The organism is Arthrobacter sp. NPDC057388 (genome assembly GCF_042668165.1).
In the GTDB taxonomy this organism is placed as follows: Bacteria; Actinomycetota; Actinomycetes; order Actinomycetales; family Micrococcaceae; genus Arthrobacter.
Map to the genome: position 1 here is coordinate 1 of NZ_JBHVBL010000054.1, position 13,905 is coordinate 13,905.

At 67.5% G+C, this 13,905-nt stretch carries 11 protein-coding genes; 6 read left to right on the forward strand and 5 right to left on the reverse strand.

The genetic code is table 11. From position 1 onward, the window contains the following. Positions 1 to 42 precede the first annotated feature (42 nt). Entirely contained in the window at positions 43 to 1,239 is a 1,197-nt protein-coding gene (gene glgA / locus ACFUTU_RS18920; protein WP_377967072.1) for a glycogen synthase, read from the reverse strand. A gap of 99 nt (positions 1,240 to 1,338) precedes the next feature. Between glgA and glgC the strand changes: the two genes are divergently transcribed. The 4 genes from glgC (at position 1,339) to ACFUTU_RS18940 (ending at position 5,468) form a co-directional block, all read left to right on the forward strand. Further along, positions 1,339 to 2,751, forward strand: a complete 1,413-nt coding sequence (glgC, locus tag ACFUTU_RS18925; protein WP_377967075.1) for a glucose-1-phosphate adenylyltransferase — start codon at positions 1,339 to 1,341, stop codon at positions 2,749 to 2,751. Positions 2,752 to 2,827: 76 nt separating this feature from the next. After that, positions 2,828 to 4,279, forward strand: coding sequence for an SDR family NAD(P)-dependent oxidoreductase (locus ACFUTU_RS18930; RefSeq protein WP_377967077.1), 1,452 nt, complete (start codon positions 2,828 to 2,830; stop codon positions 4,277 to 4,279). A gap of 72 nt (positions 4,280 to 4,351) precedes the next feature. Beyond that, positions 4,352 to 4,888, forward strand: a complete 537-nt coding sequence (locus ACFUTU_RS18935) for a pyridoxamine 5'-phosphate oxidase family protein (RefSeq protein WP_377967079.1) — start codon at positions 4,352 to 4,354, stop codon at positions 4,886 to 4,888. 97 nt (positions 4,889 to 4,985) lie between these two features. Beyond that, positions 4,986 to 5,468, forward strand: a complete 483-nt coding sequence (locus ACFUTU_RS18940; RefSeq protein WP_377967081.1) for a pyridoxamine 5'-phosphate oxidase family protein — start codon at positions 4,986 to 4,988, stop codon at positions 5,466 to 5,468. A 23-nt stretch (positions 5,469 to 5,491) separates the two neighbouring features. On the opposite strand, the gene ACFUTU_RS18945 is transcribed toward ACFUTU_RS18940, so the two are convergent. The 3 genes from ACFUTU_RS18945 to ACFUTU_RS18955 are packed head-to-tail and all read right to left on the reverse strand — an operon-like array spanning position 5,492 to position 8,854. After that, positions 5,492 to 6,343: a transglutaminase N-terminal domain-containing protein gene (locus tag ACFUTU_RS18945; RefSeq protein WP_377967083.1), complete on the reverse strand. Its 852-nt coding sequence runs from the start codon at positions 6,341 to 6,343 to the stop codon at positions 5,492 to 5,494. Further along, complete coding sequence (locus ACFUTU_RS18950; protein ID WP_076803004.1) at positions 6,340 to 7,266, reverse strand: alpha-E domain-containing protein; 927 nt, start codon at positions 7,264 to 7,266, stop codon at positions 6,340 to 6,342. The genes ACFUTU_RS18945 and ACFUTU_RS18950 overlap by 4 nt, the downstream gene beginning before the upstream one ends. Beyond that, positions 7,259 to 8,854: a circularly permuted type 2 ATP-grasp protein gene (locus ACFUTU_RS18955; protein WP_377967127.1), complete on the reverse strand. Its 1,596-nt coding sequence runs from the start codon at positions 8,852 to 8,854 to the stop codon at positions 7,259 to 7,261. The genes ACFUTU_RS18950 and ACFUTU_RS18955 overlap by 8 nt, the downstream gene beginning before the upstream one ends. Before the next feature lie 157 nt (positions 8,855 to 9,011). Between ACFUTU_RS18955 and ACFUTU_RS18960 the strand changes: the two genes are divergently transcribed. Both ACFUTU_RS18960 and pepN read left to right on the forward strand, forming a co-directional pair. Beyond that, on the forward strand, positions 9,012 to 10,037 hold the full coding sequence (locus ACFUTU_RS18960; protein ID WP_377967085.1) for a YeiH family protein: 1,026 nt from the start codon (positions 9,012 to 9,014) through the stop codon (positions 10,035 to 10,037). 90 nt (positions 10,038 to 10,127) lie between these two features. Next, entirely contained in the window at positions 10,128 to 12,791 is a 2,664-nt protein-coding gene (gene pepN, locus ACFUTU_RS18965; protein WP_377967087.1) for an aminopeptidase N, read from the forward strand. On the opposite strand, the gene ACFUTU_RS18970 is transcribed toward pepN, so the two are convergent. After that, positions 12,750 to 13,844 carry a biotin/lipoate A/B protein ligase family protein gene (locus ACFUTU_RS18970; protein ID WP_377967089.1) on the reverse strand — a complete coding sequence of 365 codons (1,095 nt, stop codon included), beginning with the start codon at positions 13,842 to 13,844 and terminating at the stop codon, positions 12,750 to 12,752. The genes pepN and ACFUTU_RS18970 overlap by 42 nt on opposite strands. Between the last annotated feature and the right edge of the window lie 61 nt (positions 13,845 to 13,905).

Here is a 13,905-nt window from a genome sequence, read left to right on the forward strand (position 1 = left end):
ACCCAAGGTGGGTCCCGCCGTCGTGCTTTGAACAGGCTGAGGCTAGCTGAGGACTGAGCGGTAGACGTCAAGCGTGGTCTGGGTGATCGACTCCCAGGAGAAGTGCTCCTCGGCGCGCTTGCGGCCGGCCTGGCCCATGGCGCGGGCACGCGCCGGGTCCGACACAACTTCGGTCAGGGCCGCGGCGAACTCACTGACGAACTTTTCCGGATCCAGCGGGGTGCCGGTTCCATCGGTCACCTGTTCGAGCTCCACCAGCAGGCCGGTCTCGCCGTGGTTCACCACCTCGGGGATGCCGCCGGTTGCGCTGGCCACCACGGCAGCGCCGCAGGCCATCGCCTCGAGGTTCACGATGCCGAGCGGTTCGTAGATTGAAGGGCAGGCAAAAACGGTGGCGTGGCTCAGGACCTGGATCAGCTCATTGCGGGGAAGCATGCGCTCGATCAGCACAACGCCGCTGCGCTGGCTCTGCAGCTCCTCAATCAGCCGGGCCGTCTCGGCTGCGAGCTCCGGGGTATCCGCCGCACCAAGGCAGAGGACCAGCTGCACGTCCGCGGGAAGCTTGGCGGCCGCCCGCAGCAGGTACGGGACACCCTTCTGCCGGGTGTTGCGGCCCACAAACACCACGCTGGGGCGGGCGGGGTCGATGCCCAGGGCGCGGACGGCGTCGTCGTTCTCGTCGCGGTTCCACAGGCTCACGTCGATGCCGTTGTGGACCACCTTGACCTTGGCCGGATCAACCTCCGGGTAGCTGCGCAGGATGTCCTGCCGCATGCCCTCGGACACGGCGATGATGGCGGCGGCGGCCTCATAGGCGGTTTTCTCCACCCATGACGACAGGGCGTACCCGCCGCCCAGCTGCTCCGCCTTCCAGGGGCGCAGCGGTTCCAGGCTGTGGGCGCTGAGCACGTGCGGGATGCCGTGCAGCAGGGATGCCAGGTGGCCGGCCATGTTGGCGTACCACGTGTGCGAATGCACCAGATCCGCGCCGGCAACGTCAGGGACGATGCGCAGGTCCACGCCGAGGGTCTGCACGGCGGCGTTCGCTGCCCCCAGGTCCTCAGGCACCGAGTAGGAGGTCACGGCCGCGCCATGATAGTCGGCATCGCGGGGCGCACCAAAGGCACGCACCTGAAGGTCGACATGCTTGGCCAGGACCCGGCTCAGCTCGGCTACGTGGACGCCCGCGCCGCCATAGATTTCCGGCGGGAATTCTTTAGTCACAATGTCTATTCGCACGTTACCCAAGGTAGTCGTTACGGTTGAACTGTTCTAGTGTGAAGAAAGTCCGGACAAACCGGATTTTTTGGGGAGATACGAAGGCGTACAGGAGCGATCATGCCGTCAACAAAGAAAGTCCTCGCCATTGTCCTCGCCGGGGGCGAGGGAAACCGACTGATGCCGCTGACGGCAGACAGGGCCAAACCTGCTGTGCCCTTCGCCGGCAGTTACCGGCTCATCGATTTCGCGCTGTCCAACCTCGTCAACTCCCGCTACCTGCAGATCGTGGTGCTGACGCAGTACAAGTCCCACAGCCTTGACCGCCACATCTCCGAGACGTGGCGGATGTCCACCCAGCTCGGCAACTACGTCGCCTCCGTCCCCGCCCAGCAGCGTGTGGGCAAGAGCTGGTTCCTGGGCAGCGCCAACGCGATCTACCAGTCCCTGAACCTGATCCACGACGCCAACCCGGACATTGTCGTCGTGGTGGGTGCGGACCACGTTTACCGCATGGACTTCTTCCAGATGGTCGAACAGCACGTCAAGAGCGGCGCCAAGGCTACCGTGGCCGCCGTCCGCCAGCCCCTGAACATGGCCAACCAGTTCGGCGTCATCGAGGTGGACCCCGAAGACCCCCAGAAGATCGCCGCGTTCGTCGAGAAGCCCGCATCCACCCCCGGCCTCGCCGCTGACCCCACCCAGTTCCTGGCCTCCATGGGCAACTACGTGTTCGACGCCGACGCCCTGGTGGATGCGCTGCACGTGGACGCCGAACGCCTCGATACCAAGCACGACATGGGCGGGGACATCATCCCCTACTTCGTCAACCAGGGACAGGCCGGCGTCTACGACTTCACGCTCAACGACATCCCCGGCTCCACCGAACGGGACCGGACCTACTGGCGCGACGTAGGAACTATCGACTCGTTCTACGAAGCGCACATGGACCTGATCTCGCCGCTGCCCGTGTTCAACCTGTACAACTCCGAATGGCCCATCTATACCCGGCAGAGCATCTCCCCGCCGGCCAAGTTCGTCCGCGGCGACAACAACACGGTGGGAACCGCCCTGGATTCGATCGTCGCCAGCGGCGTGGTCATCTCCGGCGGAATCGTGGAGGGCTCGGTGCTCTCCAACGACGTCTACGTCGGCACGGCCAGCCGGGTGACCGACTCCGTGCTCATGGACAAGGTGCACATTGGTGAAGGTGCAGTGGTGCGCCGGGCCATCATTGACAAGAACGTCAAGGTCCCCGCCGGCGCCGCCATCGGCCTGGACCCGGAGCTGGACCGTGCCCGCGGCTTCAAGGTGACGGAGTCCGGCATCACGGTGCTGTCCAAATACCAGGCGGTCCCCGAACCGGACGAGGCAGAACGGGCGCTGTCCGCAGCCAACCTGCGCCTCGTTCCGGATTCCATCAGGGCAGCCACCGAGCACCTGCCGGAGGTCCGCAGCTCAGTTGAGCAGGTGGGCAAGGTGCAGGCGGCGGCCGTGGGAGCGGACTCGCCCTCCCAGTCTGTCAGTTCCTGATCCGGACTGCCCCTGCTGCCGCGTGCGGTAACTTCCGAGGCAGGCCTGATGCTCCGCAGGCTGTAAAATCAGACCAATGAGCTCCGCCGATCTGACGCCTGAAGAGATTCAGGCCTGCCTCAAGGTTTTGAACACCATCCACGTCTACGACGAGGAGCACCCCGACTACGTCTCGGTGCGCCGCGCCACGGGCAAGATGTTCAAGGCCGTCAAGCGGCACCGCCGCGTCACCAAGCGCGACCTGATCGCCGAAGCGGACCGCGCCGTGATTGCGCAGACCGCCACCGCTGCGCCTGACCGGATCGACGACGAGACGCGGGGCAACAAGCTCGCACCGTCCGCCACGGGAAAGATCGCCGGCCACCTCATCAGGTCCCGGCCCTGCTACATCTGCAAGCAGCACTACACCCAGGTGGATGCCTTCTACCACCAGCTGTGCCCCGAGTGTGCGGCGTTCAGCCATTCCAAACGCGATGCCCGCACCGACCTCACCGGCCGGCGTGCCCTCCTGACGGGCGGCCGCGCCAAGATCGGCATGTACATCGCCCTGCGGCTGCTGCGCGACGGCGCTCACACCACCATCACCACCCGGTTCCCCAAGGACGCCGCGCGCCGCTTCGCCGCCATGGAGGACAGCGCGGAATGGCTGCACCGGCTGAAGATCGTCGGCATCGACCTCCGTGATCCGTCGCAGGTCATGGCCCTCACCGATGACCTCAACGCCGCCGGTCCGCTGGACATCATCATCAACAACGCCGCCCAGACGGTGCGCCGCTCCGGCAATGCCTACAAGCCGCTGGTGGACGCCGAGGATGAGCCGCTCCCCGCAGCCTTGGAGGCAGCCAACGGGGGCCCGGAACTGGTCACCTTTGGCCACGCCCACGACAAGCACCCGCTGGCCATCGCCAGCAGCGTCACGGAACACCCGGTCCTGGCCGGAGACGCCGTCACGTCCCTAGCACTGTCCACCGGTTCGGCGACGCTGGAGCGCATCGAGGCGGGCACAGCCATCGACGCCGGCGGCCTGGTCCCGGACCTCGCCACCATCAACAGCTGGACGCAGGTGGTGGACGAGGTGGACCCCCTGGAGATGCTCGAGGTGCAGCTGTGCAACGTCACCGCGCCCTTCCTGCTGGTCAGCCGGCTGCGCGACGCCATGAAGCGCTCCACGGCACGGCGCAAGTACATCGTCAACGTCTCCGCCATGGAAGGCCAGTTCTCCCGGGCCTACAAGGGACCCGGGCACCCGCACACCAACATGGCCAAGGCGGCGCTGAACATGATGACCCGCACCAGCGCCCAGGAGATGCTGGAAACCGACGGGATCCTCATGACCGCCGTCGACACCGGGTGGATCACCGACGAACGCCCGCACTACACCAAGGTCCGGCTGATGGAGGAAGGCTTCCACGCGCCCCTGGACCTGGTGGACGGCGCAGCCCGGGTCTACGATCCCATCGTCATGGGCGAAAAGGGCGAGGACCAGTACGGTGTGTTCCTTAAGGACTACAAGCCCAGTCCCTGGTAGCCGGCAGCGGCGTTCCCACGCTTGCGGCGGTTTGTCGTCGCGGGCGGTGCCGCTGTTTCGTAGCATGGGTCCATGAACAGTGACGCGCAGGACAGTGGACTCCCGGACAGTGAACCCCGAAACAGTGAACCCCGAAACAGTGAACCCCGGAACACTGAACCCCAGGACAGCAGGCTGACCTTCGACCAGTGCTGGGACCTGCTGGCTGCTTCGGTGGTCGGCAGGCTCGCAATCGTCGTGGACGGGCATCCGGAGATCTTCCCCGTCAATTTCGTCACCGAACGGCGCAGCATCGTCTTCCGCACAGCGGGCGGGACCAAGCTTTGGGAAACTGCCAGGGAATCGGCCGCGGCATTCGAGATCGACGGTTACGACGCGGACACCCAGGAGGCGTGGAGCGTCATGGCACGCGGCACCACATCCCTCATCGACAGCGAGGTGGAGCAGGCTGCGGCAGATGCGCTGGGGCTGGAGCCCTGGGAGCCGGGCGACAAGTTCCACTATGTCCGCCTGTCGCCACAGGTGCTGACGGGCCGCCGCTTCAAGGTTGCTCCCCCGCACATCTGGAGCACCCGGCTCGAGGACCAGCGCAGGGCTGCGTTCGAATAAGCAGGCTGGCGCGCCGCCCGGGCGCCTGGCCGGTGCCTTGGCTCCGTGAAGTTGAGCGCACTGGAAGCCCGGAACCTGCCGGCGTAGGCTCTGGTCCATGACGAACGTACAGCCCACCGATGCTTCCCAACATTCCGTCGAGCACCTCGACTCCGGACAATGCTGGGGCCTGCTCCGGCAGGTCTCCGTCGGCCGGTTGGCCGTCTGGGTCGATGACCACCCGGACATCTTCCCGCTCAACTACACGGTGGACCACGGCACCCTTGTGTTCCGGACGGGAGAAGGCACCAAGCTCGGCGGCGCCCTGGGGGAAACGCCCGTGGCTCTGGAGGCCGACGGCGTGGACGCCGAATCAGGGATGGCCTGGAGTGTGGTGGTCAAGGGCAAGGCGGCAGCCCTCAAGGGCACCGAGGAGATCCTCGACTCCGCGTCCCTCTTCCTGTTTCCCTGGCAGGCGGGGCAGAAGGACCACTTTGTGCGCATTACCCCGGACTCGGTCACCGGCCGGCGGTTCAAGGTCACCCCGCCGCTGACCTGGTGGACCCAGCTCAGCGGCGCCGTGAAGTCATCCCCCGAGTAGGCACTCAACCGCACGCCGCACAGTCAGGCCAGGCGGGTGATCTCCACACTGACGCTCAGGTTGGAACCGCCGCCGCCTGACAGGATGCCCTTCAACGGCGGCACATCGCGATAGTCGCGGCCGCGGGCCACTGTCACGTGGAAGTCGCCCGCGGGCTTGTGGTTGGTGGGGTCCCAGCTGCGCCACTCGCCGTCCCACCATTCCAGCCACGCGTGGGACTGGCCGGCCACCGTCTCGCCGATGTCCGCCGTCGACCGCGGGTGCAGGTAACCGGAGACGTACCGGGCCGGGATGCCGCGGCTGCGCAGGGCGCCGATGGCCAGATGCGCCAGGTCCTGGCACACTCCCTGGCGCTGGGTCCAGGCTTCCTCGGCGTTCGTGGTCACGCCTGTGGTGCCTTTCATGTACGTCATTTCGCCGCGCATCCAGGCGAAGATGGCCATCGCCGCCTCATGCGGGTTCTTGCCTTCCACCACACCGGGGAGCAGGCCGAGGACTTCCTCCCCGGGGCCGGTCAGCTGGGACTGCGGCACCCAGTCGCTGAACTGGTTCAGTGTCTCCGCGGAGGCGAGGTCATCCCAGCCCACAATGTCGGCCTCAGAGGGAACGCGCACCGCCCGGTGGACCTCAACGGTGGTGGTCGAGAGCACCTCCAGGCTCTCGTGCGGCACCTGCATGTCGAAGGCCGTGACCTTGGTGCCCCAGTAGTCGCGGTAGTTGCTCACGGCAGCCTGCGACGGCGTCACCTTCATGGAGGACTCCAGCACCACCTGCTGCGGGTCCGTCAGCGGGGTCATGCGGGCTTCGTTATAGGAGAGCGTCACACGCCGCTTGTACTTGTAGCCGGTCCTGTGGACGATGCTCAGCCGGGTCATGAAACTTCTCCCACCCAGGCCAGTTCATCCGCCTGATTGAAGTACTTACGGGAAATGGCGTCCGATGCCTGGGCAACAGCCTTCTGCACGCGCTCCATATGCTCCGGCAGCTCGGACATGAGGTCGTCCGTGCGGTGGAACTCCAGGAAGGTGCGCGCCTGGCCCACGATGCGTCGTGCATCGTTGATGAAGCCGACGCGCTGGGCCGTGGGGTCCAGCTTGGCGAGGCAGTCGTCGGCGTCGCGCAGGGCATAGACAATGGAGCGCGGGAACAGCCTGTCCAGCAGCAGGAACTCCGCCGCGTGCTGGTCGCCGAAGGCGGCACGCCGGGTCCGCAGGAAGGATTCGTAGGCGCCGGCGCAGCGGAGCATGTTCACCCAGGACATGCCTGCGGAGAGGACATCGCGGGTGGAGAGCATCCGCGCGGTCATGTCCGCCCGCTCCAGCGAGCGGCCCAGCGCCAGGAAGAGCCAGCTGTCGTCATGGCTGACGGTGGTGTCGGCCAGGCCGCTGACCATGGCCGTGCGCTCGAGCACCCAGTGGCAGAAGCGGTAGGTGCCCACCACGTCCTTGCGGTGCTGGTTCAGCCCGTAGTAGGTGGTGTTCAGGCTTTCCCAGAGGCCGGAGGAGACGGTCTCGCGGGCGCGCCGGGCGTTTTCGCGGGCAGCCCCGAGGGACCCGGCGATGGAGGTGGCGCTGTGCTTGTCGTATGCGAGGGCGTGGAGCAGTTCCTCCAGGCCGAAGTCCTCGCTCTGCGGGCGCGCCCCCATGACGCCCAGCAGCTCACGGGCAACGCTGCGCCGCTCCTCGGTGGGCAGGTGGTTCAGGCGCTCCAGGTGGACGTCGAGGATGCGGGCCGTGCCGTCGGCCCGCTCAACGTAGCGGCCGATCCAGAACAGGGATTCGGCAATTCGGCTAAGCATTCTCGGTTACCTCCTGCGGGTCAGAAATCTGCTGCTGCTGCTGTTCCGACTGCCGGTCGCGCCAGTTGCTTTCGACCGGCCACACCGAGACCCGCTCGCGGACGGTGACGGACTGCCGCGGTACCCGCTCCACGGGAACCTGCGGGGAACCGGCCAGCACCCAGGTGTCCTTGGAGCCGCCGCCCTGGCTGGAATTGACGATCAGCGACCCTTCCTTCAGGGCAACGCGGGTCAGTCCGCCAGGCAGCACCCAGACGTCGTCGCCGTCGTTGACCGCGAACGGCCGCAGGTCGACGTGCCGGGGGCCGAACTTGTCCCCGCTGAGCGTGGGCACCGTGGAGAGCTGCAGCACCGGCTGCGCGATCCAGCCGCGGGGATCGGAGATGATGCGCTTGCGCAGCGCGTCCAGTTCGTCCTTGGAGGCGTCCGGGCCGATGACCAGGCCCTTGCCGCCGGAGCCGTCCACGGGCTTGACCGCAAGTTCGTCCAGCCGGTCCAGGACATGCTCACGCGCGTCCTTCTCCTCCAGCCGGAAGGTGTCCACGTTGGCGATCACGGGTTCCTCGCCGAGGTAGTAGCGGATCAGGTCCGGCACGTAGCTGTAGACGAGCTTGTCGTCCGCCACGCCGTTGCCCACCGCGTTGGCGATGGTGACGCCGCCGGCGCGGGCGGCGTTGACCAGGCCGGGGCAGCCGAGCATGGAGTCGGAGCGGAACTGCAGGGGGTCGAGGAAGTCGTCGTCGATGCGCTTGTAGATAACGTCCACGCGCTGCTCGCCGGCGGTGGTGCGCATGTACACCCGGTTGCCGCGGCAGATCAGGTCGCGGCCCTCAACAAGTTCCACGCCCATCAGGCCGGCCAGCAGGGTGTGCTCGAAGTAGGCGCTGTTGAAGACACCGGGGGTCAGCACCACCACCGTGGGGTCGTCAACGCCCGACGGCGCGGTCTTGCGCAGGGCGGAAAGCAGCCGGCGCGGATATTCCTCCACTGGCCGGATGGGCTGCTGGCCGAACGCTTCGGGCAGGCCTTTTGCCATGGCCCGGCGGTTCTCCAGCACGTAGCTCACCCCGGACGGCACACGGACGTTGTCCTCCAACACCCGGAAGGTTCCCGCGGCGTCCCGCACCACGTCGATGCCGGAGATGTGCACGCGCACCCCGCCGGCGGGTTCGAAGCCGTGCACGGCGCGGTGGAAATGCGCGCTGGTCGTGATCAGCTGCCGCGGGATCACGCCGTCGGAGACGACCGTCATCTTGTCGTAGACGTCATTCAGGAACGCCTCGAGGGCGCGCACCCGCTGGGCGACGCCCCGCTCCAGCACGTCCCACTCGCTGGCGGGGATAACGCGCGGGACGATGTCCAGCGGAAACGGGCGCTCCTCCCCCGCGAAGTCGAAGGTCACACCGCGGTCCAGGAACGTCCTCGCCATCGAGTCAGCCCGCGCGCTTACATCTGCCAGGGACAGCTGCCGCAGGGCGCCCGCAACCTGGCCATACGACTGGCGTGCCTTTTGCCCCGCGGCAAACATCTCGTCGTAGGCGCCGGTGCGGCCGGCAGCCTCGGAGTAATCCTGGAATAGGTCAGACATGGTCATTAGCCAACCACCTTTTTGTTGCGAATTCATTTCCCGTCCCGCCCTGGCGTGTTGGCGGGACTTCCGGTTGGTCTTTGGCGCCACAGTCCGGCAAGGTTGGGAGGTGCCAGACTTCCGACTCCCGCCGCCGTTGCGACTGCAGTTGCGCGGGATGACGCATCAGAACCTTACCCGGATTCTGGCCGGCCTGTTGACCGCAGTGGTTGCGCTGGCCTTCGCGTTCGCGATCCATGGCGCCGTTCCGGCGCTTCCGGCCATGACGCTGGCCGTGGTGCTGGGCCTGCTGGCAGCCAACCTGCCCGGTACGGCGGTGTGGACGGCCGGCCGGGCCCGGCCGGGCCTGGACTTTGCCGGCAAGCACCTGATGCGCGGCGGCATCGTCCTGCTGGGGCTCAAGGTGAGCCTCGCGGATGTGCTCGGCCTGGGCTGGCTGGCCCTTCTGCTCATCGCGGGCGTGGTGGCGGCCAGCTTCGCGGGCACCTACGGTATTTCCCGGCTGTTCCGGCTGCCGGCCGACACGGCGTTGCTGATCGCCACCGGGTTTTCGATTTGCGGCGCATCGGCGATCGGCGCGATGGCCGCCGTGCGGCGGATCAGCCACCGGGACACGGTCCTGCCCGTGGCGCTGGTGACGCTGTGCGGAACGCTTGCCATCGGCGCGCTCCCGCTCCTGGTCCACCCGCTGCACCTGGACGCTGCCGCCTTCGGAGCGTGGACCGGCGCTTCCGTCCACGACGTCGGACAGGTGGTGGCCACAGCGCAGACCGCAGGTCCGGCGGCACTGGCCCTCGCCGTCGTCGTCAAGCTCACCCGGGTGATCCTGCTGGCGCCCATGGTGGCCCTGGCCGGAGCAGAACAGCGGATCCGGCACCGCCGGGAGGCGGCCGGCCGCACTGACCAGCCGGCCGGGGCCAGGCCTCCGGTGGTCCCGCTGTTCGTGCTTGGATTCATCGCGATGGTGGCACTGCGCTCCAGCGGCTGGCTCTCCGCCGGATGGCTGGAGGCAGCGGCCGGACTGCAGGACGTGCTGCTGGGCGCAGCCCTCTTTGGGCTCGGGTCTGCGGTGCGCATCCGCACCCTGCTTCACACCGGTGCGCGGGCGGTACTGGCTGCCCTCGCCGCGTGGCTGCTGATTGCGGCCCTGGGCCTGGCAGCGGCGCTCCTCATGGTCCGGTAGCTGTCCGGTAGCTTCACAGTGGTCACCAGTCCCCTGCGCGAATGGCTCACGTGCCCCCGTGATTGGATAGCCCCGTGATTCAATAGCGTGATGCCGAACCAGAACCTCCAGCGCAGCGAAGCGGCAGAGCGCTCCGCCCTGATCACCACCCACAGCTACGACGTCGCCCTCGACGTCCGCAGCGCAGCGGACCCGGACACGGCCGGATACACCAGCAGCAGCACCATTGCGTTCTCCGCGGCGCAGCCCGGGGCATCCACTTTCCTGGACTTCATCGCGGCGGAGGTGCACAGCGTGGTCCTTAACGGTGTCGCGCTGGCGGTTGCCGATGTGGTGGACGGGGCACGGATCCGGCTGGACAACCTGCAGGCCGAGAACAGGGTAACGGTCACCGGAACCGCCCTGTACAGCAGCTCGGGTGAAGGCATGCACCGGTTCTTCGACCCGGCCGACGGCCAGTGCTACCTCTACACCCAGTACGAGCCCGCCGACGCCCGCCGGGTGTTCGCGAACTTCGAACAGCCCGACCTCAAGGCCCGGTTCACCTTCTCCGTCACCGCACCGGCAAGCTGGGAGGTCGCCTCCAACGGCGCCCGGGCAGCCCGGCTGCCGCTGGCGGACGACGCCACGGCGTCCCGCTGGGATTTCGAACCCACCCAGCCCATGTCCACGTACATCACCTCGGTGCTGGCCGGGCCCTACTTCAAGGCCGAGGACCACTGGAGCGGAACGCTCGACGGCGGGACCCGCCTTGACGTGCCGCTGGCACTTTACTGCCGGGCCTCCATGGCGCCCTCGTTCGACGCCGCCGAGCTGTTCCGGCTCACCAAGCAGGGACTGGAGTTCTTCAACCGGCTGTTCGACTACCTCTATCCCTGGGGCAAGTACGATCAGGCCTTCGTGCCCGAATACAACCTGGGGGCCATGGAAAACCCCGGCCTGGTCACCTTCACGGAAGACTACGTGTTCACCTCGCGGGCCGCCGACTCTCAGTACCAGGGCCGCGCCAACACCCTGCTGCACGAGATGGCCCATATGTGGTTCGGCGACCTCGTGACCATGCGGTGGTGGGACGACCTGTGGCTGAAGGAGTCCTTCGCGGATTACATGGGCACCCTGGGCGTGGACCGTGCCACGGACTGGGACACTGCCTGGGTCAACTTCGCGAATAAGCGCAAGGCCTGGGCGTACGTCCAGGACCAGCTGCCCACCACCCACCCCATCGTCGCCGACATCCCGGACCTGGAGGCGGCGAAGCAGAACTTCGACGGCATCACGTACGCGAAGGGCGCGTCCGTCCTCAAGCAGCTCGTGGCGTACGTCGGCTTCGACGCCTTCATCGCCGGCTCCCGGCAATATTTCAGAGATCACGAGTACGGCAACACCACGCTAGAGGACCTGCTCGGCGCCCTCAGTACGGCGTCCGGCCGGGACCTCACCGGGTGGGCCCGGCAGTGGCTGCAGACCTCCGGCATCTCCACGCTTCAGGCCGGGATTGAGCCGGCTGATGCCGGCGACGGGCAGGCCGTCCTGGAGCGCGTCACCCTGTTGCAGGAGGCTTCCGATCCGGTCACCGGCCGCCAGGAGCCGCGCCCGCACCGGCTGCGAATCGGCCTGTATAACTTCGACGCCGCCGGCATATTGGTGCGCACCGATTCCGTGGAGGCCGACCTGGCCGGCGCAGCCCAGGAAGTCGGTGCCCTCTCCGGGAAGCGTCGGCCGGCACTGCTCCTGGTCAATGACGACGACCTGAGCTACGCCAAGGTCCGGCTCGACCCCGTCTCCGAGGCCACCGTCCGTGCCTCGCTGGACCGCATTAGCGACCCCATGGCCCGTGCGTTGTGCTGGTCCGCGCTCTGGAATTCCGCCCGCGATGCCCTGTCCCCGGCTTCGCAGTACGTGGACGCTGTTCTCCGGTTCGCCCCAGCGGAACCAGGAACCGGTGTCCTGCTGAACATCCTGGGCAACGCCGGCGTGGCCCTGGAACAGTACGTGCCGGCCGGGGAGCGCGACGCCCTGCGGAAGTCGTTTGCGGACGGTGCGGCGCGGGAGCTGTACGCGGCCAAACCCGGCTCCGACCAGCAGCTCGCCTGGGCCAGGACACTAGCCACCGCAACCCGGACCGAGGGCAGCAAGGCCGGGCTCCTGCGCGGCCTGCTGGACGGCAGCGAGCAGGTGCCGGGGCTGGCCGTGGACGCCGAACTCCGGTGGAGCCTGTGGCACGCGCTGGCGGCGCGGGGCATGGCAACGGAGCAGGAGCTCGACGCCGAGCTGGCCAGGGACACCACAGCCTCAGGGCGGGCCGGACACGCCACAGCGCTGGCAGCCCGGCCCGAGGCGGCGGTCAAGGCCGCGGCCTGGGACGCAGCAGTGCGCGGTACATCGCTGTCCAACCAGCTGCTCAGCGCCACCATCGCCGGGTTCTACACGGCCTCCGAAGAACTGCTGGACCCCTTCGTGGAGCCATACTTCGAGTGCCTGGAGACCGTGTGGGCGGAGCGGAGCATTGAAATCGCGAGCCGCATTGTCCGCGGGCTTTACCCGGGGGTCCGGGACCTTGGCCCGGCCGGGACTCCGGAGAACCACCCGGTGGTGGCACGCACCGACCGCTGGCTCGCAGACCACCCGGACGCGCCGCGTGCCCTGCGCCGGATCATCATCGAACAGCGGAGCCACCTGCTCCGGTCGCTGGCGGCGCAGGCCGTGCCGGTTTCAGGGCACGCGGTGCAGCCACGCCTCCGTGCCGAACTTTGAGGCGACCCGTTCCCCGGCGGTCTCCAGCTCCTGTGCTGTGATCTCCGACGGCGTGGCCCCGTAGCGCTCAGCGAACACGTCCATCATGGCCGCCACGATTTCAGCCCGGGCCAGGCCGGTCTGGCGGCGCAGCGGGTCCACGCGCTTCTTGGCGCTGGTGGTTCCCTTGTCAGAGAGCTTTTCCTTGCCGATCCGGAGCACGTCCACCATCTTGTCGGCGTCGATGTCGTAGCTCATGGTCACATGGTGCAGCATGCCGCCGTTGGCCAGCCGTTTCTGGGCGGCCCCGCCGATCTTGCCCTGGTCCGTGGCGATGTCGTTCAGGGGAACGTAGAAGGCGTCGATGCCAAGCTTCTTCAGGGCGGCCATGACCCACGCGTCGAGGTAGGCGTAGGAATCGGCGAAGCTGATGCCGTCCACGAGGGTCTGGGGCAGGTAGAGCGAGTAGGTGATGCAGTTCCCGGCCTCCATGAACATCGCTCCCCCGCCGCTGATGCGGCGGACCACAGTGATGCCGTGCCGGGACACGCCGTCGGGATGCACCTCATTGCGGTAGGACTGGAAGCTGCCGATCACCACCGACGGTTCCTCCCAGTCCCAGAAGCGGATGGTGGGGTTCCGGCGGCCGGCGCCGACCTCCTCGGTGAGCACCTCGTCCAGCGCCACATTGAGGCGGGTGGGCAGCACCGTGGGCGCGATGATGTTCCAGTGGTGGTCCGTCCAGGCGGTGGCCTTGGCCAGTGCCCGGCGGACGGCAATGGCGACGGCGTCGGCCGAGAACCCGAACAGCACGGCGTCCTCCGGCAGGGAGGCTTCCACGGCGGCGGCGATGTCGGCCGCCGTCGAACTTTCCGGCAGTCCCGCCAGGGCCCCGTTGATGGCCAGCAGGGCCTCGTCCGGTTCAAGGAAGAAATCGCCGCTCAGGGAGACGTCCGCGAAAGCGCCGTCCACAACGTCCAGGTCCACCACCACGAGCTTGCCTCCCGGGACCTTGTACTCGCCGTGCAGCCCTTGGGCCGCCCCTTCGATTGCAGAACCTGGTGTGGCAGTCATGCCTTCCATCCTGCCCCACAAACGCAAAAAGCCCGCACCGTTGCCGGTGCGGGCTTTCCAA

What these genes read in the sequence shown, in the direction of transcription:
- glgC (WP_377967075.1), top strand. Translation starts at nt 1,339, where the DNA reads ATGCCGTCAACAAAGAAAGTCCTCGCCATTGTCCTCGCCGGGGGCGAG.
- ACFUTU_RS18930 (WP_377967077.1), top strand. Translation starts at nt 2,828, where the DNA reads ATGAGCTCCGCCGATCTGACGCCTGAAGAGATTCAGGCCTGCCTCAAG.
- ACFUTU_RS18935 (WP_377967079.1), top strand. Translation starts at nt 4,352, where the DNA reads ATGAACAGTGACGCGCAGGACAGTGGACTCCCGGACAGTGAACCCCGA.
- ACFUTU_RS18940 (WP_377967081.1), top strand. Translation starts at nt 4,986, where the DNA reads ATGACGAACGTACAGCCCACCGATGCTTCCCAACATTCCGTCGAGCAC.
- ACFUTU_RS18945 (WP_377967083.1), bottom strand. Translation starts at nt 6,343, where the DNA reads ATGACCCGGCTGAGCATCGTCCACAGGACCGGCTACAAGTACAAGCGG.
- ACFUTU_RS18950 (WP_076803004.1), bottom strand. Translation starts at nt 7,266, where the DNA reads ATGCTTAGCCGAATTGCCGAATCCCTGTTCTGGATCGGCCGCTACGTT.
- ACFUTU_RS18955 (WP_377967127.1), bottom strand. Translation starts at nt 8,854, where the DNA reads ATGTCTGACCTATTCCAGGATTACTCCGAGGCTGCCGGCCGCACCGGC.
- ACFUTU_RS18960 (WP_377967085.1), top strand. Translation starts at nt 9,012, where the DNA reads ATGACGCATCAGAACCTTACCCGGATTCTGGCCGGCCTGTTGACCGCA.
- pepN (WP_377967087.1), top strand. Translation starts at nt 10,128, where the DNA reads ATGCCGAACCAGAACCTCCAGCGCAGCGAAGCGGCAGAGCGCTCCGCC.
- ACFUTU_RS18970 (WP_377967089.1), bottom strand. Translation starts at nt 13,844, where the DNA reads ATGACTGCCACACCAGGTTCTGCAATCGAAGGGGCGGCCCAAGGGCTG.